We start from the raw sequence: 17,599 nt of genomic DNA, 5'->3' as shown, positions 1-17,599 counted from the left end.
TGTTCCGCGCGGTTGCCCCGTTCAGGTCACAAGCTCGGACGCGAGCATCGCCAGCGCGGCGTCACGGGACGCCGCACGCACCGCGTGCCGATCACCTTCACAACGCAGCGTGAGCACTCTGGGTTCCCGGCCGGGGCCCGCGATCGCGATGTGCACCGTTCCGGGGGCAACCCCGTCCTGCGGATCGGGCCCGGCGACCCCGGTCAGCCCGAGGCCCCACGTCGCGCCGCACCGGTCCCGCGCGCCCACCGCGAGCTGCGCGGCGACCTCCGGGTGCACCGCGCCGTGCTCGGCGAGCAGCGCCGCGTCGACCCCGGCGAGCGTGGCCTTGAGCTCGGTCGCGTAGACGATCAGCCCACCGCGCACCACGGCGCTGGAGCCCGGCACGTCGGTCAGCGCGACGCAGACCAGCCCCGCGGTCAGCGACTCCGCGGTGGCCACCGTCTCGCCCCGCGCGCGCAGGGCGGCGACGAGCTCAGTGGGACTCACGCTCGCGCGCCCCCGCCCGCAGCCGAAGTGCCTGGAGGACGTAGTCGAATCCGGTGACCACGGTGACCACGACCGCGGCGCCCATCATGACCCACAGCAGCGGGTCGAAGCCGCTCGGCAGCATCGGCAGGTAGAGCCCGATCGCCAGGATCTGCAGCAGTGTCTTGACCTTGCCGCCCCGGCTGGCCGGGATCACGCCGATCCGGATCACCCAGAACCGCAGCAGCGTGATGCCCAGCTCGCGGGCCAGGATCGCGACGGTCACCCACCACGGCAGGTCCCCGAGCAGGCTCAGCCCGACGAGGGCGGCGCCGGTCAGCGCCTTGTCCGCGATCGGGTCGGCGATCTTGCCGAAGTCGGTGACCAGGCCGTAGCGCCGCGCGAGGCTGCCGTCGATCCGGTCGGTGACCGAGGCGAGCGCGAACACGCCGAAGGTGACCCACCGCCAGTACTGGTCGTGCCCACCGCCGACGAACAGGGTCACCAGGAACACCGGGACCAGCGCCAGCCGCAGCATGGTCAGCAGGTTGGCGATGTTCAGCAGCGGCACCTGGTTGCCGGCGGAGGGCTCTCCCGCCGCGCTCACGTCGTCCCCGACGACGCAGGCAGCGCGCGGCTCACGCGGTAACCCTCGGCACGATCTCCAGCGGCTCGACGACCAGGTCGACGCCCTCGGCCGCGATGACCTTGGCGCGCACCAGCATCCCGACATCGAGGTCCTCGACGTCGAGGGCGTCCCCGTCGGCGAAGACGCACTCGCCGTCGACCTCGGGGGCCTGGTGGGCGGCGCGGCCGGTGCAGTCGGTCTCCTCGGAGGCCAGCTGCTCGACGAGCACCAGCACCTCCTCGCCGACCCGCTCCTCGGCGCGCTGCGTGGTCAGCTGCTCGGCCAGCGCGGAGATCCGGGCGACGCGTTCGGCGACGACCTCCTCGGAGAGCTTGCCGTCCAGCTCCAGCGCCTCGGTGCCGTCCTCGTCGGAGTAACCGAACACGCCGATCGCGTCGAGGCGGGCGTTGGTGAGGAAGCGCTCCAGCTCGGCGAGGTCCTCCTCGGTCTCACCGGGGAAGCCGACGATGACGTTGGTGCGCGCGCCCGCGGTCGGGGACTGCTCGCGGATCTGCTCCAGCAGCGCCAGGAACGAGTCGGTGGAGCCGAAGCGGCGCATCCTGCGCAGCACCCGCTCGCTGGAGTGCTGGAAGGACAGGTCGAAGTACTCCGCGACACCCGGGGTCGACGCGATGGCGGTGACCAGGCCGGGGCGCGTCTCGGCGGGCTGGAGGTAGGACACCCGCACCCGGTCGATGCCGGGCACGGCGGCCAGCCGCGGCAACAGCTTCTCCAGCGCGCGCAGGTCGCCGAGGTCCTTGCCGTAGGAGGTGGAGTTCTCGCTGACCAGGAACACCTCGCGGACGCCCTGCGATGCCAGCCACGCCGTCTCGGCGACCAGCTCGTCCGCGGTGCGCGAGACGAAGGAGCCCCGGAAGGACGGGATCGCGCAGAACGAGCAGCGGCGGTCGCAGCCGGAGGCGATCTTCAGCGGCGCCACCGGCGAGTCGTCGAGGCGCCTGCGGTTGGCGCTGACCACGCCGGGCACCCAGCCGTGGCCGGGGACGGATACGTCCGAGGTGGCCTTGGGGCGCTCCACCGGGGTGATCGGCAGCAGCGTGCGGCGGTCCACCGGGACGTGCGAGGTGATCTCGCGGCCCGCCACCACGTCGTCCAGCCGCTCGGCCAGGTTCGGGTAGTGGTCGAAGCCCAGCACCGCGTCGGCCTCGGTGAGGTTGTCGGCCAGCTCCTTGCCGTAGCGCTCGGCGAGGCAGCCGACGGCGACCACCTTGGCGCCGGTGTCGGAGGCGGCGAGCAGGGTGTCGACGGAGTCCTTCTTCGCCGACTCGACGAAGCCGCAGGTGTTGACGACGACGACGTCGGCGGTGGCGTCCGGGTCCACCAGTTCCCAGCCGCCCGCGCCGAGTCTGCCTGCCAGCTCCTCGGAGTCGACCTCGTTTCGGGCGCAGCCCAGCGTCAGCAGTGCGACACGGCGGGAGGAGGGGGATGAAGACACGCCGGTCAGGGTAACCGCCACGACTGACCCCCGTTGACCACACCACTCCTCCGCCCGCCCTGACCGCTCCCACCGCGCCGGGGGCTGGGCGTAGGCTTCACGCGTGTCGACCGATCCGGAGATCTCCGGGGTCATCGTCCGCCGTGCCAGGACGAGTGACGTTCCCGCGATCAAGGCACTTGCGGACAAGTACGCGGGCGTGCTGCTGGACAAGGACCTGGTCACCCTCTACGAGGACGTGCAGGAGTTCTGGGTCGCCACCTCCGAAGGCGGCACGGGCGGGCTGCTCGGCTGCGGCGCCCTGCACGTGCTGTGGGAGGACCTCGCGGAGATCCGCACCATCGCGGTGGACCCGGCCGCGCGCGGGCAGCGCATCGGCTACCGGATCGTCAGCCAGCTGCTCGACGTCGCCGAGGAGCTCGGGCTGAGCCGGATCTTCGTGCTGACCTTCGAGACCGGGTTCTTCGGCGCGCACGGCTTCGTGGAGATCGACGGCACCCCGGTCACCGCCGAGGTCTACGAGGAGATCCGCCGCTCGCCCGACGTCGGTGTCGCGGAGTTCCTCGACCTGCCCTACGTCAAGCCGAACACCCTCGGCAACTCGCGGATGCTGCTGATGCTGGACGACCGCGTGCGCGATCGTTAGCAAGCGTTCCCCATTCGGGGCTGTTCTCCCAGCTCACACCTGCCGTACCAACAGGTGTGCGCATGTGTGCGCAGCACGGAGGGAGACCGCGATGAGGGCTTCACGAGGCTTCCGGCACCTGACCCGGGGCGCCATGACGATCATCACCATGGCCTTGGCCGTCGTGCTCGGCGCGGGTTCCGCGCAGGCGATCGACGTCCGCGCGACCACCGACGACTACCTCTTCGCCAAGTCGCTGGCGGAGTTCGGCCAGCTCCGGCTGCAACGACCCTACGACGGCGACCTGGACTGGTCGACCGACGGCTGCTCCAGCGCCCCCGACAACCCCTTCGGGTTCGAGCTGCTGCCCGCGTGCCACCGCCACGACTTCGGCTACCGCAACTACAAGCGGCAGGGTCGCTTCGACTCGGCCAACCGGCTGCGCGTCGACGACAACTTCCGCGCGGACATGTACACCCGGTGCGACTCCAACTGGGCGTGCAGACGCATCGCCGACATCTACTACTACGCGGTGCGGACTTTCGGCGGGTCGTCGGCGAGCACCGCCAAGGCCGTGGACCGGGCCTCGGCGGTGCGGTGACCGGTCAGGCAAAGCAGGGCCCGAGGTTCTGCCACGGTGGACAGCATCGCGGGCGTGCGCGCCGGCAACACCAGCGGCCACCAGGACGTGCCGGTCGAGGATGTCGTCACCACCAAGGCCGAGGGCCCCATCCCCTGGCAGCGCCGCCAGGAGCTTGTCGCGCAAGTCGCCCCAGCGGTGGGTGACCGCATCGATGCGCGCCCGAGTTTTCGACGCCGCCCTGGCTAGCGCCTGTCCTGCACGCCGTCCCGACACCCCGCGCCCCCGCGCCACCCCCGCGCCCTCGTGGCCCGCGCCCCCGCGCCATCGCGACCCCGCGCCCTCGCGACCCCGTGCACGCGTGGGCCAGCTGGCGTGGCCGGGGTTCTCGCGTTTTGTCACCTTGATGCGCAAAAGAGCGCTCTCATTTCGCATTAAGGCTACAAAACGCGAAACGAGGGGCACGCGGGTGAGGACGCCAGGGGGTGGTGAGGTGGTGGTACCACGTGCAGGACACGTGGCTAGGCACGCCACAGCAGCCCGGCGGCGCGCAGTTCTGGCCTCAGCCGATCCGCCGGGTCGCCGCACCGACGGCCCCGCCGTCCTCGGCGAGGGCAACCGGCGCCTGCGCGAGTCGGCCCAGCGGGGTGTCACCGGAGCCGACCACGGCCTGGGAGACCCCGGCGCTGCTCCACGTCGCGGTGCACTGGCTCTGAACGCGGTGCGCAGCGGTCACCCCCACTGCGGCCTGATCAGCGAACCGCCGCAGAAATGTCCTCGACTGTTCCGCAAGGACGCCGTGAACGAATAGGTCTCACTGGCCGGACCACCGCCGACGATCACCGGCTGGCGGGCGGGAGTGGCGGGGCCCGCGAAGGGTTTCCGCGCATGTGCAGGGACTACGGGCCACTGGCGTGGTCCAGCGCTCATCCCAACGGGCCATAGCACGGGAGTTATGTCTCGGCCAAGGCCGAAATGGCGCATAGCGCCACGCATAAGGCCCAACGGCAAATGGGCCACTACTTTCGACTGGCGCAGAAAAAGATCAACAACGGTTTACCGAATCGTGTTCAGGATTTTTTGGAGCGCTCTACCGGAGGTTGGTCCGGCCAGGTAGGAATCTCGCTGTTATCTACCTCACCCTGCGAGGAGAGACCCTATGACCGGTTCCACCCGCATCCGCTCCGCCGCCAGAGGCACCCTCGTGGCCACCGCGCTGGCCATGGGCGTGACCATGGGCGCGGGCACCGCCCAGGCGGTCGACATCAGGGCTGTCACCGACCAGTACCTGTTCAGCTACTCGCTGAGCCAGTTCGAGAACACCCGGAACCAGAAGCCGTACGCCGACCAGCTCGACTGGTCCTCCGATGCCTGTTCCTGGTCGCCGGACAAGCCGGTCGGCTTCAACTTCAAGCCCGCCTGCCACCGGCACGACTTCGGCTACCGCAACTACAAGAAGCAGCAGCGGTGGAACGCCGACGCCAAGCTCCGGGTCGACAACAACTTCAAGAGCGACCTGTACGGCATCTGCGGCAGCAACTGGGCCTGCAAGCGCATCGCGGACCTCTACTACGCCGCCGTCCGCAAGTGGGGCACCTGATCCCCTCCCACCTCGACGGCCCACCCGCACCCTTCGCGGGTGGGCCTTCTCATGCGCCATTCGCGGGCTTATGGACGTGCTGGAGCGCTGGGAAGCGTCCATAAGCCCGCGAATGGCCGGAGGGTCAGTCGCCGCCGCGGATGGAGTAGAGGACGGAGTCCAGCTCGTCCGGCTTGACCAGGACCTCGCGGGCCTTCGAGCCCTCCGAGGGCCCGACCACGCCTCGGTTCTCCATCAGGTCCATCAGGCGGCCCGCCTTGGCGAAGCCGACGCGCAGCTTGCGCTGGAGCATCGAGGTCGAGCCGAACTGGCTGGTCACCACCAGCTCCACCGCCTGGACCAGCACGTCGAGGTCGTCGCCGATGTCCGGGTCGATCTCCTTCTTCTCGCCCGCCTTGGCCGAGGTGACGCCGTCGGTGTACTCCGGCTCCGCCTGCTCCTTGGTGAACGCGACGACCTTGTTGATCTCGTCGTCGCCGATGAAGGCGCCCTGCACGCGCACCGGCCGGGAGGCGCCCATCGGCAGGTAGAGGGCGTCGCCCATGCCGATCAGCTTCTCCGCGCCCGGCTGGTCGAGGATGACCCGCGAGTCCGTCAGCGACGAGGTCGCGAACGCCAGCCGGGACGGCACGTTGGTCTTGATCAGGCCGGTCACCACGTCCACCGACGGCCGCTGGGTGGCCAGCACCAGGTGGATGCCCGCCGCGCGGGCCTTCTGGGTGATCCGGACGATGGCGTCCTCGACGTCGCGCGGCGCGGTCATCATCAGGTCGGCCAGCTCGTCGACGATCGCCAGGATGTAGGGGTACGGGCGGTAGTCCCGCTCGCTGCCGGGCGGGGCGGTGATCTCCCCCGACTTCACCTTGCGGTTGTAGTCGTCGATGTGCCGGACCCGGTTGACCTGCATGTCCTGGTAGCGCTGCTCCATCTCCTCCACCAGCCAGGCCAGCGCGGCGGCCGCCTTCTTCGGCTGGGTGATGATGGGCGTGATCAGGTGCGGGATGCCCTCGTAGGGCGTCAGCTCGACCATCTTCGGGTCGATCAGGATCATCCGGACCTCGTCCGGGGTGGCCCTGGACAGCAGCGAGACCAGCATCGAGTTGACGAAGCTGGACTTGCCGGAGCCGGTGGAGCCCGCGACGAGCAGGTGCGGCATCTTCGCCAGGTTCGCGGTGACCATGTGGCCCTCGATGTCCTTGCCGAGGCCGATCACCAGCGGGTGGGTGTCCTTGAGCGCGGTGCCGGACTTGAGCACGTCGCCGAGCCGGACCATCTCGCGGTCGCTGTTGGGCACCTCGATGCCGACCGCGGACTTGCCGGGGATCGGCGCGAGCAGCCGGACGTTGTCGGTGGCCGCCGCGTAGGCGATGTTCTTGGTCAACGCGGTGATCTTCTCGACCTTCACGCCGGGGCCGAGCTCGACCTCGTAGCGGGTCACGGTCGGGCCCCTGGTGAAGCCAGTGACCTGGGCGTCGATCGAGAACTGGTCCAGCACGCCGGTGATCGCCTCGATCATGGCGTCGTTGGCGCGGCTGCGGGCCTTGGGCGCCTCGCCCTCGGTGAGCAGCGTCATCGGCGGCAGCTTGTAGTCGCCCTCGACCACCCTGGTCAGCGCGAGCTGCCCGGTCGCGGGCTTGTCCACGACCTGCGGGGTCTCCTTGACCTGCCTGGCCTTGACCGGCTTGGCGGGCGCGGGCTCCGCGCCGAGGTCGTCCAGGCTGAGCTGGTCGTCCGCATCGGTGACGTCGGCGGCCTGGCGCCGTCGCGAGGGCTTGCGCAGCCGCACCGAGGCGGGGTCGACGTCGTCGAAGAGGTCGTCGGCGCTGACCTCCTCGGAGTCGTCGTCGTAGGGCTCGTCCTGGGTGAGCGCGCGCAGCCGCGCGGGCAGCTCGCGCAGCGGCGTTCCGGAGATCATCAGGCCGCCCTGCACGATCACCAGCAACAGCAGCGGCACGGTGACCCAGGTGGTCAGGCCCTTGGACAGCGGGTCGGCCACGAGGTAGCCGATCGCGCCGCCGCCGGACATCCAGCCCTCGGCGTCCTGCGGGCGCGCGGTGAGGACGTGCAGCAGCCCGAGCACCGCGAGGGTGAGCAGCAGCGCCCCCGCGACCAGCCGGGGCCTGGCCTCCGGGTGGTTCTCGCGGGTCATGATCACGATGCCGATGGTGACCAGCAGCAGCGGCAGCACCACGGCGCCCGCGCCGATCACGCTGCGGACGGCCCAGTTGAAGCCCTCGCCGACCGGTCCGCCCGCCTGCCACCAGATGCCGGCGGCGGCGATGAACGCGATCGCCACCAGCAGCAGGCCGAGCCCGTCGCGGCGATGGCCCTCGTCGATCTCCTTGGTGCGCGCGACCGTGCGCGCCATGCCGCCGACGCCCCTGGCGAGCAGGCCCCAGCCCGCGCGCACGCCTCGGCCGATCGGGTTACCAGTCCTGCGGGGAGCGGGCCGCCGCGCCGGGGCCTTCGCGCCGCCACCCTTCGTGGAGGACCTCGCGGCGGGCTTCGCCGGGGCCTTGGCCCTCGGCTTCGCCGGTGACCTGCCCGAACCCGAGCGTGGTTTGGCGCCGCCCCGGGAGCTTGGGGTCCCTCGCTTCGCGGGAGATGCACGGTTCGCCATGGCCAACACGGTAGTAGTCCGCCGCTGAAGCTCGAAGGCGTCACGCCGTAACGCAGCCGACAAATTCGGCCTTGATGACACACCGGTGCCCGCGAGCATGCAATGCTGCATCGCCATGGTTTCTCTGCATTCCATCCCAGACGAGCCGTCCGACAGGCCAGGACCGCTGCGGCGGCCACCCCTGCTCTGGCGGATTCTTCTGCGCGCCAACAGGGTCTTCGTCGCCGTCACCGGCAAGCTCGTCGTCTCCGGCGAGGTGCCGGAGGAACTGCGTGGTCAACCGGTGCTCGTCGCCTCCAACCACATCGGGGTCTTCGACGGCTTCGTGCTGGTCGCGGCGTGCCACAAGATGGGCGTGATCCCGTACCTGATGTCCACCGGCGGGCTGTTCGACGCGCCCGTGGTCGGCTGGGCGTGGCGCACGTGCAGGCACGTCCGGGTGGACCGCGGCGAGAAGACGGTCACCCAGGCCATGGACAACGCGATCGACGCGCTCAACGGCGGCAAGACGCTGGTCATCTACCCCGAGGGCCGGATCTCGCTCGACGCCGGGATGTGGCCGGAGCGCGGCAAGAGCGGCGCGGCCCGGATCGCGCTCGGCGCGAAGACCCCGGTGCTGCCGGTCAGCCAGTGGGGCGCGCACGAGGCGGTCGTCTGGGGCTCGCTCAACGTCGAGGGCTGGAACGACTTCAAGCCGCTGATGCTCTCGTGGTTCAAGTCGGTCTTCAAGCGGCCGAGGTTCAAGGTCCACTTCGGCCCGCAGGTGCCGCTGGAGGACCTGTCGCCCACCACGCCGGGCGACGCCGTCCGGGCCCGCGACCGGATCATGCGCTCCATCGCCACCGGGCTGGTGCCGCTGCGCCAGGACGAGCTCGACGAGCCGAGGTTCAAGGACGCCACCCGGCCGATCAAGGCCAAGAGCCCCTGGACCCCGGACAAGCTGTGAGTGCCGCGCCGCACCGAGCACGACGCGGCACCGTCACCGCTAGTCGTACCGCGCGATAGCCGGGACCAAGTCACCCTGCCTGGCGATGCCGACCGCCCACAGCCCGCCGCTCTGTGGGACCGCGGCGAACCCGCGCACCGAGATGTCGGGCGAGGACTCGGTGTCCCACCGCCGCGCGGTGGCGTTCCACCGCAACGCGACCGTCACCGAGCCCTTGCCACCGACAGCCCACAGCTCGCCGCCACCGGTGCGGCCGACCGCACGAAGGCGCCCGTCGGCGACGTCGGGCGTCTGCGTCGCGGTCCAGGCCCTGCCGTCCCAGCGCATCACGAACGGGCGCTCCGCCGAGCCCTTGACGCTCCCGCCAACCGCCCACACCTCGCCGGGTCCGACCGCGGTCAGGCCGGAGATCCAGGTGTTGGCCCCGACGGCGCTCGGCGCGTCCACCTTGCGCCACGTCCTGCCGTCCCAGTGCACGACGAGCGTGGTCTGCGTGCCGCCCGTCGTGTAGCCCGCCGCCCACACGTCGTCGGGCGCGAGCGCGGCGATGCTGGTGAGCCCGCCCTTGCCGAGCTGCGGCAGAACCTGCCTGCGCCACCGGGTTCCGTCCCAGCTCTGCACGTCCGGCACGCCGTCCTTGATCGAGCCGGGCGTGTTCATGCCGACCGCCAGCACACCTCCGCCCGGCACCGCGGCGACGGCCTCGGGCACCATCCCCCGCTCCAGGGCGTGCTTGGTCCAGGTCCTGCCGTTCCAGTGGCTGCTGCCCGACCCGACCTCCCAGATGTCGGTGGCGGAGCGGACCGCGAGCGCCTGCGGGTAGGTCTCGGCGGGCAGCGCCGACTCCTGAGCCCACCCGGTCCCGTTCCACCGCAGCGCCACGGCCTGGAGGCTGGTTGTGCTCCTGAGCCGATAGCCGACCGCCCACGCGTCGCGGTCGGTGAGCGCGGCCACGGCGGCGATGTCGCCCTTGGAGATCGGGACCGGGGTACGGGTCCAGCTCCCGACCTTCGCGGCGGCCGGAACCGCCGAGACCAAGCTGATGGCGCAGACCAGCGCCGTCGCGAGCTTCGCCAGTCGCATCAGAGGTTCCCCCTCGTCTTGATGACGAAGTCGAACCGGCCCGTGTAGCGACCGCCCCGCGGCGGGTTGAGTGCGAGGGTGCAGGCGCGGTTGATCAGCGCGTCCCCGGCGTTGAGCTCGGCGAAGTTCCTGCCGTACGCCTGGGTGTTGTCGGGGAAGTACAGCTGTGTCACCAGGACCGGACCGCCGGGAGCCTGCACCTGTGTGTGGATGTGCGGGGCGCGGCGGCCCCACCTGCCGTAGTAGTCGCGCGGCACGATGGTGCTCAGCCGGTAGGAGCCGTCGGCACCGGAGTACTGGTGGCCGCGCAAGGAGAATCCAGCCGTGTCGTAGTCGCCGTTCTGGTCGCACTGCCAGAACTCCAGCAACGCGCCCGAGACCGGCTTGCAGTCAGTCGCGTAGACGACACCGGTGAAGTCCAGCAGCACACCGGCGCTGGTGCCGGGCGTGACGAACTGCGTGGTCTCCGGGGAGTTCGGCTTGAACAGCGGACCTTCCATGGCTGCCGGGGTCTCGTGGCCGGAGCAGGCGGGGGTGACCGGCCACGGCGCCGTGGCGTCCGCGACGGGGGCTGCGGCCGTTGCCGCTGCCGCGCCGATCGCGACCGAAGTCGCTCCGAGCGCGCTCGTGCGGATGAAACTTCGACGTGAGGGTGTGTGGTGGGCGTGCGACATCGCAGCTCCTTGCAGGGAAACCGTCAGATGACCGCAGTGTCACCGAGTGCGGTGCACGGTCACATCCACCGGACGATCACGCGTTACGAAACCCGCCGCGCTCGGCCACCCACAACGCGATCCGGGTCCGCGACCGCAGCCCGAGCTTGTCCCTGATGCGGTTGAGGTGTGCCGCGACCGTGCCACCGGACACACGAAGCCGTTGCGCTATCTGGGGATTGGTCAAGCCTTCCGCGACGAGTGCGGCCACTTCGGCCTCGCGCGGGGACAGCGGATGGTCATCGTCCTGGTCGCGATAGTGCTTGTCCCGCAACAAGAACGCGGACAGACGCTCACCACGCAGAACCTCACCAACCTCGATCGCGGAGCGCGCGGAGGCTGGAGCCAGCCGGTCCCGCGCCTGCGCAAGGGTCGCGTCGAGCCGGTCCTGCCACGGTCCACCGGCAGGGACATCGAGTCGGTCGCGGATCACAGTGGCGGCGGCATTGAGCGTCAGAGACCGTCGCGGGTCACCGCGCTCTGCTGCGACGAACGCCAGCCCTTCGATGTTCGGCGCCGCGTGTGCGCTGTCAACGGAGGCAACACCCAGCGCCTCCAGGAAGAACTGTTCAGCACCGTCCACATCGGACATAGCCAGGCGCAGCGCTCCCGCCGTGTGCAAGGTGGCGGACAGCTGCGCAGCGGAGCCGTGTTTCCTCAGCACCGGCAAGCACTTCGCCATCACCGCCTCCGCTCCGTCGAGGTCGCCGACGTGGAACAACGACCACGCGACGGTGTACTCGCAGAAGGCGGTCTCCACCGGCCGCCCGAGCGGGCGCACGAGCTCAAGGCACTCGCGGTACGCCGTGACCGCGGCCGGAAAGTCGTCGCACACGGTCAGCGCGAGCGCGAGAGTGTCCAGGGCGTCCGCGAGCCCGACCAGGTCGTCGCGCCCGCGCTGGACCTCAACCGCTTGTCGCGCAAGCGCGAGTCCGGCGGCGTGGTCGACCTGGAAGCACGCGAACCGCGCGGCCATCGCCAACGCCATGCCCCGGTAGCTCGACTCCGGGACTCGCTCCAGCGTCTCCGCGAGCAGCTCCCGCGCGGGCGCCGCCAGCTCGCGCTGCTGCCAGACGCTGGCCAACGCCATCGCGAGCAGCACGTGCCGGTCGTCACGGTCCCCTGAGGCGGTGCTCGACCCTGCAAGCAGGTCTTCGGCGGTGTGGTCCACAGCGGCGACCAGGTTCTCGTGCTCGTCGCGCACTCCATCCGCCAGGGAGTCCCCGAAGAACAGCGGTCCCACCGGTGGTCCGGCCAGCCGGGCGAGCCACGACGCGGCCCGGTCCCTCGTCGCCGCAAGCTCTCCCGACTCCGTGAGCCTTTCGGCCGCGTACGCCCGGATCGGGTTGAGCTGCCGGAACCGCGCGCCGACGCGGACGATGAGGGACTTCGCCTCCAGCGCGCAGACCAGCCGCAGCACGGAGCCTTCGTCGACCTCACCACCGGTGCACACCTCGGTCGCACCCTGGACGTCGAAACCGCCCAGCAGCACCGAAAGCCTGCGGAACACCGCCTGTTCGGCGGGGTCGAGCAGGCGGTGGCTCCACTCGATGGCGGCGGCCAGCTCCCGGTGCCTCGACGGCGCGGTCCGGCTGCCGTCGGTGAGCAGACCCAGCTGGTCATCAAGTCCCGCAAGGATGTCCGTCATCGACAGAGCACCGGCCCGCCGAGCCGCGAGCTCGATCGCCAGCGGTAGCCCGTCCAGCCTGCGGCACACCTCGGCCAGCACGTCGGCCGGTGCGGGCTCGAACGCCGGATCACCGCTGCGGGCGCGTTCGACGAACAACCGGGCCGCACCGGAGCGCAGCACCCGCGCCAGGTCCTGGTCGTCTCCGTGCTCCGGGACCGAAAGCGCGCCGACGCGGAACACCACCTCGCCGGGAACGCGCAGCGCCTCGCGGCTGGTCGCCAACACCCGCAGCCCAGGACACCGCCGCAGCAACCACTCGACCAGCTCCGCACACGCGTCGACCACGTGCTCGCAGTTGTCCAACAGCACCAACACTTCCCGCTCGCGCAGCTCGGCGAGCAGCGCCTCTCGCACGTGCTTCGTCGCGTGCTCGCCCATCCCGAGCGCGACAGCGAGCGCCTGCGGAACCAGCTCGCTCCTGCTCACCGAGTCCAGCTCAGCCAGCCGGACGCCGCGCACGCCACGCACGACCTCGGTCGCCAGCCTGGTTTTGCCGACCCCGCCGGGGCCGACGAGCGTGAGCAGGCGAGCGGAGCGCAGCAGCGACCGCACGCGCGGCAGCTCCAGCTCGCGGCCGACGAACCCGTCGAGCGCCTTCGGCAGGGACTCCCCGTCCCGCACGGGATCCGCCCCAGCGGAGCGCAGGCGGAACGCGCGCTGCCGGCATGCGCCGGAGCAGTACTTCGTCGGCCGTCCGACCGCGCCGCCGGTCAGCGCGCCCCCGCACATCGCACACATCCGCACCCGACCGACCCTGCCCACCGCCGCGTCAGTCCGGAGTGAAGACAGGGTGAAAAAGTGAAGGGCGCTTGGGTCTTGCTTGTGCCCGCAACGATGACGACAGTTGTCGCATCGCATTCGGGATTTCTGCCGAATGCGGCCAGGCCGGAGCGAGAAATCCGGCGGGACCCCTGCCGTCCCGCCGGTTCCCCCCTGCTTCGCTTCGGCCTGCCAGAAAAAGGAGCCTTACTTTGTCGCGCTCTCGTAACATCTTTCTGGTGTCCTTGACGGCCGGAATTGTCGCGCCCGTCATCGGTTTCTCCGGCACCGCCGTGGCGACCCCTGCCGCCCCGGCGCTGCCGACTCCCTCGGTGAGCTCGTACGACCCGCAGATGCTCAACGCCCTGGCCTCCAGCCTCGGCGTGAGCCCGGGGGCGGCGGCCGCGCGGCTGGACAGCGAGGGCGTCCAGCAGCAGCGCCTCACCGAGCTGCACGGCTCCGGTGCGGCGGTGGACGGCGCGTTCTTCGTGAACGGGCAGCTCACCGTGAACACCGCGGACAAGGCGACCTCGGCCAAGGCGAAGGCCAAGGGTCTGTCGGTGCGCACCGGAGCCCGTGGGGCGGCCGCGCTGGAGCGGGTCTCCGCCGACCTCGACAAGGCGGCGAGCCTGCACCGGCCGGACGGCGTCAACTCGTGGGCGGTCGACCTGGCCGCGGACGTGGTGACCGTGACCGTCCGCGAGGGCCAGCGCTCGGCGTCCACCCAGAAGTTCCTGGCCGAGGCGGCCAAGCACGGTTCGGCGGTGCGGGTGGAGACCACCACCGAGCGCCTCGCGCCGACGGCGGACGTCTACCCCGGCAGCAAGATGACCTTCAGCGCCGCCGGCGGCGGCTGGTGCTCAGTCGGTTTCGGAGCGCGCAACTCCGCCGGTCAGCGCTTCCTGGTCACCGCGGGGCACTGCGTCGAGGGCCTGCCCGACCTGTACCTGGGCAGCACGCACTTCGCCAAGGCCACCGGCACCCGCTTCGGCATCGGCCAGGACAGCGTCGACATGGGCGTTGCCCGCGTCGACACCGAGGACCGGATCATGACCTCGGTCGGCACCTGGGGTGCGGCCGGACTCGTGGCGGTGCGCGGAGCCAACCGCGCCGCGGTGGGCTCGACGATCTGCAAGTCCGGCGCCACCACCGGCTGGACCTGCGGAAACATCAAGTCCTACAACGTCACGGTCACCTACACCGACCCCAACGGCGGCCCGCAGACGGTCGTGCGCGGGCTCGGCAGCTCCTCGGTGTGCACCGCGGGCGGTGACAGCGGCGGCGCCTACATCTCCGGCAACCAGGCGCAGGGCATGACCTCGGGCGGGCCGATGAACCAGACCTGCACCTTCAACGGCGGGAACATCCCCGGCAAGTCCTCGTACTTCCAGCCGCTCAGTGACGCATTGAGCTACTACGGACTGTCTGTGGAGACGGCGAGCTAACAGCCCGTCTGCGCGGATGAAACGGCCGCGTGTCCTTTCCGGGACACGCGGCCGTTACCATTCCCAGCAAATTCCGTGCACCCCGGGAACACAATCGCTGTGCAACGAGTGCACCATTCCGGAGCGACCGATCAACAACTCGTTGCGAGTGTGGTCGGGGGTCTGCGCGTTGTGCCTGCTGAACTCGAAAACCCGGCGCGGAATGGCATCCGGGTCGAAGTGCACCTGGAGCAGGTACTCGCGGACGGGGTAGCGGGCCCGGCGGTCGGAGGACAGCGCGACGGCCCCGCCCTCCGGGAAGACGATCTCGTACTCGACCACCGTGGTCTCGCCCCGGTCCAGCATCCGGTCGAAGAGGATCTCGAAGACCAGGAAGCCGGAGTCGTCGTCGGACCACACCCGGCCCAGCTCGCCGTACTGGACGGTGATCACCGAGGGGATCTTCTGGCTCGGGTCGTCGCCGCGGAAGATCGCCACCACCCGGTCGACGCCGTCGCGCTCGGCGCGGATGACCTGGCTGGTGACGACGCGGCGCTCGGTGCGGTCGGCGCCGATCCAGTACTGGTCCCGGAAGGTCAGGCCGGTGACGTGCTCGTTGAGCCGGTCGCCCTCCGCTTCGAGGATCTGCTCCAGCGCCCAGTGGTCGGTCCACAGCCGGTCGAAGGTCAGCGGGCGCGGTGTCCCGGCCTGCCACCGACCGCGCGGCCGACGCGGGCCGAGCAGGTTGAGCAGCGAGTTCGGCGGCAGCCGCAGCACCTCTTCGAGCAGCTCGACGGCCTTGAGGGACTCGATGCGCTCGGGGCGGCTGCGGCCGCGCTGCCAGTAGCTGAGGGTGGCGAGGCTGACCCGGACACCGCGGGTGAGCAGGCGGGACTGCACGCGTTCCAGCGCGAGGCCGCTGCGCCGGATGGCCACGCGCAGCGCTTCCGAGAACGGTCCGGTGCGCAGCGCGGCGAGGAGCTCTGGGTCGTCGATCTCAGCGACGGACCGTGAGTCCGCACGTCCGACGAACGGGGTTGCCGAGTCGAGGGTCATGGCACCTCCCACCCCGGCCGCTGGCACGACCGTCCAGGTGGGGAACTAGTTAACCTTGCCCGTGAGACGGAAACCAGTCCCAGGACGCGGGGTCCGTTGCCTATTACACCCCGTGACCAGCGACGACGCCGTCGGCCACGCGCATTACTGTGAAAAACACTGAAAAATCTCTTCGCGCCCGGAGGTAGCGCTTCGGCCGTCCGCGTGGACACCGGGCACGGTGACCCGGTGTCCACCCGAGGAGCCGGCGGAGCGCTCAGACCGGGATGACCGTCGGAACGATCATGGGACGTCTGCGGTAGGTGTCGGCGACCCAGCGGCCGACCACGCGGCGCACCGCCTGGGCGATGCGGTGCGAGTCGGTGATGTTCTCCGCCTCGGTGCGCGCGAGCTCCATCTCCACCAGCGGAACGACCTGGTCCAGTGCCTTCGGGTCGTCGGAGAAGCCCCGGCCGGAGATCGTCGGCGGGGCGACGGCGCGCCCGGTGGCGGCCTCGACGGCGACGGTGATCGAGATGAACCCGCCCTCGCCGAGCACCAGCCGGTCCGACAGCGTGGACTCGCCGACGTCACCGACGGAGAGCCCGTCCACGTAGACGTGCCCGACCTCGACCCGGCCGGTGATGGTGGCCTGGCCGTCGACCAGGTCCACGACCACGCCGTCCTCGGCGATCACCACGCGCTCCGGGGCGACGCCGGTGAGCACCGCCAGCTCGGCGTTGGCCCGCAGGTGCCGCCACTCGCCGTGCACCGGCATCACGTTGCTCGGCCGGACCGCGTTGTAGAGGTAGAGCAGCTCACCCGCGGAGGCGTGCCCGGAGACGTGCACCTTCGCGTTGCCCTGGTGCACCACGTTCGCTCCGAGCCGCACCAGCCCGTTGACCACGCCGAACACCGCGTTCTCGTTGCCGGGGATCAGCGAGCTGGCCAGCACGACGGTGTCGCCCGCGCGGATGCTGATCTGCCGGTGCTCGCCGCGCGCCATCCGCGACAGCGCCGAGAGCGGTTCGCCCTGGGAGCCGGTGGAGACGAACATGACCTTGCTCTCGGGCATGGCCATGGCCTCGTTGAGGTCCACCAGCAACCCGTCGGGGACGTTGAGCAGGCCCAGCTCGGCGGCGATGCCCATGTTGCGGACCATCGAGCGGCCGACGAAGGCGACCTGCCGCCCGTGGTTCACCGCCACGTCGAGCACCTGCTGCACCCGGTGCACGTGGCTGGCGAAGCAGGCGACGATCACCCGCTGGGTGGCCTTGCGGATGACGTTGTCCAGCACCGGGCCGATCTCGCGCTCCGGCGTGACGAAGCCGGGCACCTCGGCGTTGGTGGAGTCCACCAGGAACAGGTCGACGCCCTCGTCGCCCAGCCGCGCGAAGCCCGCGAGGTCGGTGAGCCTGCCGTCCAGCGGCAGCTGGTCGAGCTTGATGTCCCCGGTGTGCAGCACCACCCCGGCCGAGGTCTTGATCGCGACCGCCACGGCGTCCGGGATCGAGTGGTTGACGGCGAAGAACTCGCAGTCGAACTGGCCGATCGCGTGGTGCTCGCCCTCCTTGACCTCGACCAGCCGCGGGGTCTGCCGGTGCTCCTTGCACTTGGCCGCCACCAGCGCCAGCGTCAGCCGCGAACCGTAGACCGGCAGGTCGGGGCGCAGCTTGAGCAGGAACGGCACCGCGCCGATGTGGTCCTCGTGGCCGTGGGTGAGCACCAGGCCGACGATGTCGTGCAGCCGGTTCTCCAGGGCGCGGAAGTCCGGGAGGATCAGGTCGACACCGGGTTGGAGGTCCTCGGGGAACAGCACGCCGCAGTCGACGATCATCAGCTCGCCCGCGTGCTCGAAGACGGTCATGTTCCGGCCGACCTCGCCGATGCCGCCGAGTGCGACGACCCGGAGTCCGCCATCGGGCAGCTTCGGGGGCGGGATGAGCGCGGTGGAGCGGTGGGTCTGCACCGA

General features: G+C 70.6%; 16 protein-coding genes. 6 read left to right on the top strand and 10 right to left on the bottom strand.

Going from position 1 to position 17,599, the window contains the following annotated elements; all coding sequences use genetic code 11:
* Nucleotides 1–21: 21 nt before the first annotated feature.
* The 3 genes from ACFFQA_RS30225 to rimO form a co-directional block, all read right to left on the bottom strand.
* On the bottom strand, nt 22–489 hold the full coding sequence (locus ACFFQA_RS30225; RefSeq protein WP_377859727.1) for a CinA family protein: 468 nt from the start codon (nt 487–489) through the stop codon (nt 22–24).
* Nucleotides 476–1,006: a CDP-diacylglycerol--glycerol-3-phosphate 3-phosphatidyltransferase gene (gene pgsA, locus ACFFQA_RS30220; protein ID WP_377859920.1), complete on the bottom strand. Its 531-nt coding sequence runs from the start codon at nt 1,004–1,006 to the stop codon at nt 476–478. Before pgsA ends, ACFFQA_RS30225 begins: the two co-directional genes overlap by 14 nt.
* A 100-nt stretch (nt 1,007–1,106) precedes the next feature.
* On the bottom strand, nt 1,107–2,552 hold the full coding sequence (gene rimO, locus ACFFQA_RS30215) for a 30S ribosomal protein S12 methylthiotransferase RimO (RefSeq protein WP_377859725.1): 1,446 nt from the start codon (nt 2,550–2,552) through the stop codon (nt 1,107–1,109).
* 103 nt (nt 2,553–2,655) lie between these two features.
* On the opposite strand from rimO, the gene ACFFQA_RS30210 reads away from it, so the two are divergent.
* From ACFFQA_RS30210 to ACFFQA_RS30200, 3 genes are all read left to right on the top strand, one after another.
* Nucleotides 2,656–3,198 (top strand): amino-acid N-acetyltransferase, encoded by a 543-nt coding sequence (locus tag ACFFQA_RS30210; RefSeq protein ID WP_377859723.1) that lies wholly within the window; start codon nt 2,656–2,658, stop codon nt 3,196–3,198.
* A gap of 91 nt (nt 3,199–3,289) precedes the next feature.
* On the top strand, nt 3,290–3,778 hold the full coding sequence (locus tag ACFFQA_RS30205; protein WP_377859721.1) for a phospholipase: 489 nt from the start codon (nt 3,290–3,292) through the stop codon (nt 3,776–3,778).
* A gap of 36 nt (nt 3,779–3,814) precedes the next feature.
* Complete coding sequence (locus tag ACFFQA_RS30200) at nt 3,815–4,006, top strand: hypothetical protein (RefSeq protein ID WP_377859720.1); 192 nt, start codon at nt 3,815–3,817, stop codon at nt 4,004–4,006.
* Between the two features lie 313 nt (nt 4,007–4,319).
* Here ACFFQA_RS30200 and ACFFQA_RS30195 read toward each other — a convergent pair whose 3' ends face one another.
* Nucleotides 4,320–4,493, bottom strand: a complete 174-nt coding sequence (locus ACFFQA_RS30195; protein WP_377859719.1) for a hypothetical protein — start codon at nt 4,491–4,493, stop codon at nt 4,320–4,322.
* A 486-nt stretch (nt 4,494–4,979) separates the two neighbouring features.
* Between ACFFQA_RS30195 and ACFFQA_RS30190 the strand changes: the two genes are divergently transcribed.
* Nucleotides 4,980–5,357, top strand: coding sequence for a phospholipase (locus tag ACFFQA_RS30190; RefSeq protein WP_377859918.1), 378 nt, complete (start codon nt 4,980–4,982; stop codon nt 5,355–5,357).
* 124 nt (nt 5,358–5,481) lie between these two features.
* Here the strand turns inward: ACFFQA_RS30190 and ACFFQA_RS30185 are convergent, their stop codons facing one another.
* Nucleotides 5,482–7,977, bottom strand: a complete 2,496-nt coding sequence (locus ACFFQA_RS30185) for a DNA translocase FtsK (RefSeq protein WP_377859717.1) — start codon at nt 7,975–7,977, stop codon at nt 5,482–5,484.
* Nucleotides 7,978–8,092: 115 nt separating this feature from the next.
* On the opposite strand from ACFFQA_RS30185, the gene ACFFQA_RS30180 reads away from it, so the two are divergent.
* Nucleotides 8,093–8,923, top strand: coding sequence for a lysophospholipid acyltransferase family protein (locus tag ACFFQA_RS30180; protein ID WP_377859715.1), 831 nt, complete (start codon nt 8,093–8,095; stop codon nt 8,921–8,923).
* A 39-nt stretch (nt 8,924–8,962) separates the two neighbouring features.
* On the opposite strand, the gene ACFFQA_RS30175 is transcribed toward ACFFQA_RS30180, so the two are convergent.
* From ACFFQA_RS30175 to ACFFQA_RS30165, 3 genes are all read right to left on the bottom strand, one after another.
* Entirely contained in the window at nt 8,963–10,006 is a 1,044-nt protein-coding gene (locus tag ACFFQA_RS30175) for a beta propeller repeat protein (protein ID WP_377859713.1), read from the bottom strand.
* Nucleotides 10,006–10,680 (bottom strand): dioxygenase family protein, encoded by a 675-nt coding sequence (locus tag ACFFQA_RS30170; protein ID WP_377859711.1) that lies wholly within the window; start codon nt 10,678–10,680, stop codon nt 10,006–10,008. The genes ACFFQA_RS30175 and ACFFQA_RS30170 overlap by 1 nt, the downstream gene beginning before the upstream one ends.
* 76 nt (nt 10,681–10,756) lie before the next feature.
* Nucleotides 10,757–13,171 (bottom strand): ATP-binding protein, encoded by a 2,415-nt coding sequence (locus tag ACFFQA_RS30165; RefSeq protein WP_377859709.1) that lies wholly within the window; start codon nt 13,169–13,171, stop codon nt 10,757–10,759.
* A gap of 236 nt (nt 13,172–13,407) precedes the next feature.
* Here ACFFQA_RS30165 and ACFFQA_RS30160 point away from each other — a divergent pair, with 236 nt between their 5' ends.
* Nucleotides 13,408–14,613, top strand: a complete 1,206-nt coding sequence (locus tag ACFFQA_RS30160) for a S1 family peptidase (protein WP_377859707.1) — start codon at nt 13,408–13,410, stop codon at nt 14,611–14,613.
* Nucleotides 14,614–14,667: 54 nt separating this feature from the next.
* Here ACFFQA_RS30160 and ACFFQA_RS30155 read toward each other — a convergent pair whose 3' ends face one another.
* Together ACFFQA_RS30155 and ACFFQA_RS30150 are read right to left on the bottom strand one after the other, a co-directional pair.
* Nucleotides 14,668–15,648 (bottom strand): hypothetical protein, encoded by a 981-nt coding sequence (locus ACFFQA_RS30155; protein ID WP_377859705.1) that lies wholly within the window; start codon nt 15,646–15,648, stop codon nt 14,668–14,670.
* A gap of 256 nt (nt 15,649–15,904) precedes the next feature.
* Nucleotides 15,905–17,596: a ribonuclease J gene (locus ACFFQA_RS30150; RefSeq protein WP_377859917.1), complete on the bottom strand. Its 1,692-nt coding sequence runs from the start codon at nt 17,594–17,596 to the stop codon at nt 15,905–15,907.
* Between the last annotated feature and the right edge of the window lie 3 nt (nt 17,597–17,599).

The sequence above is a fragment of the Allokutzneria oryzae genome (assembly GCF_042429765.1).
In the GTDB taxonomy this organism is placed as follows: Bacteria; Actinomycetota; Actinomycetes; order Mycobacteriales; family Pseudonocardiaceae; genus Allokutzneria; species Allokutzneria oryzae.
Note: the sequence above shows the minus strand (reverse complement) of the source record. Positions and strands in the feature narration are given on the sequence as shown.

Bases quoted from the DNA above. Each gene is read 5' to 3' on its own strand.
- pgsA (WP_377859920.1), bottom strand. From the start codon at position 1,006: ATGCTGCGGCTGGCGCTGGTCCCGGTGTTCCTGGTGACCCTGTTCGTC.
- ACFFQA_RS30205 (WP_377859721.1), top strand. From the start codon at position 3,290: ATGAGGGCTTCACGAGGCTTCCGGCACCTGACCCGGGGCGCCATGACG.
- ACFFQA_RS30190 (WP_377859918.1), top strand. From the start codon at position 4,980: ATGGGCGTGACCATGGGCGCGGGCACCGCCCAGGCGGTCGACATCAGG.
- ACFFQA_RS30185 (WP_377859717.1), bottom strand. From the start codon at position 7,977: ATGGCGAACCGTGCATCTCCCGCGAAGCGAGGGACCCCAAGCTCCCGG.
- ACFFQA_RS30180 (WP_377859715.1), top strand. From the start codon at position 8,093: ATGGTTTCTCTGCATTCCATCCCAGACGAGCCGTCCGACAGGCCAGGA.
- ACFFQA_RS30175 (WP_377859713.1), bottom strand. From the start codon at position 10,006: ATGCGACTGGCGAAGCTCGCGACGGCGCTGGTCTGCGCCATCAGCTTG.
- ACFFQA_RS30170 (WP_377859711.1), bottom strand. From the start codon at position 10,680: ATGTCGCACGCCCACCACACACCCTCACGTCGAAGTTTCATCCGCACG.
- ACFFQA_RS30155 (WP_377859705.1), bottom strand. From the start codon at position 15,648: ATGACCCTCGACTCGGCAACCCCGTTCGTCGGACGTGCGGACTCACGG.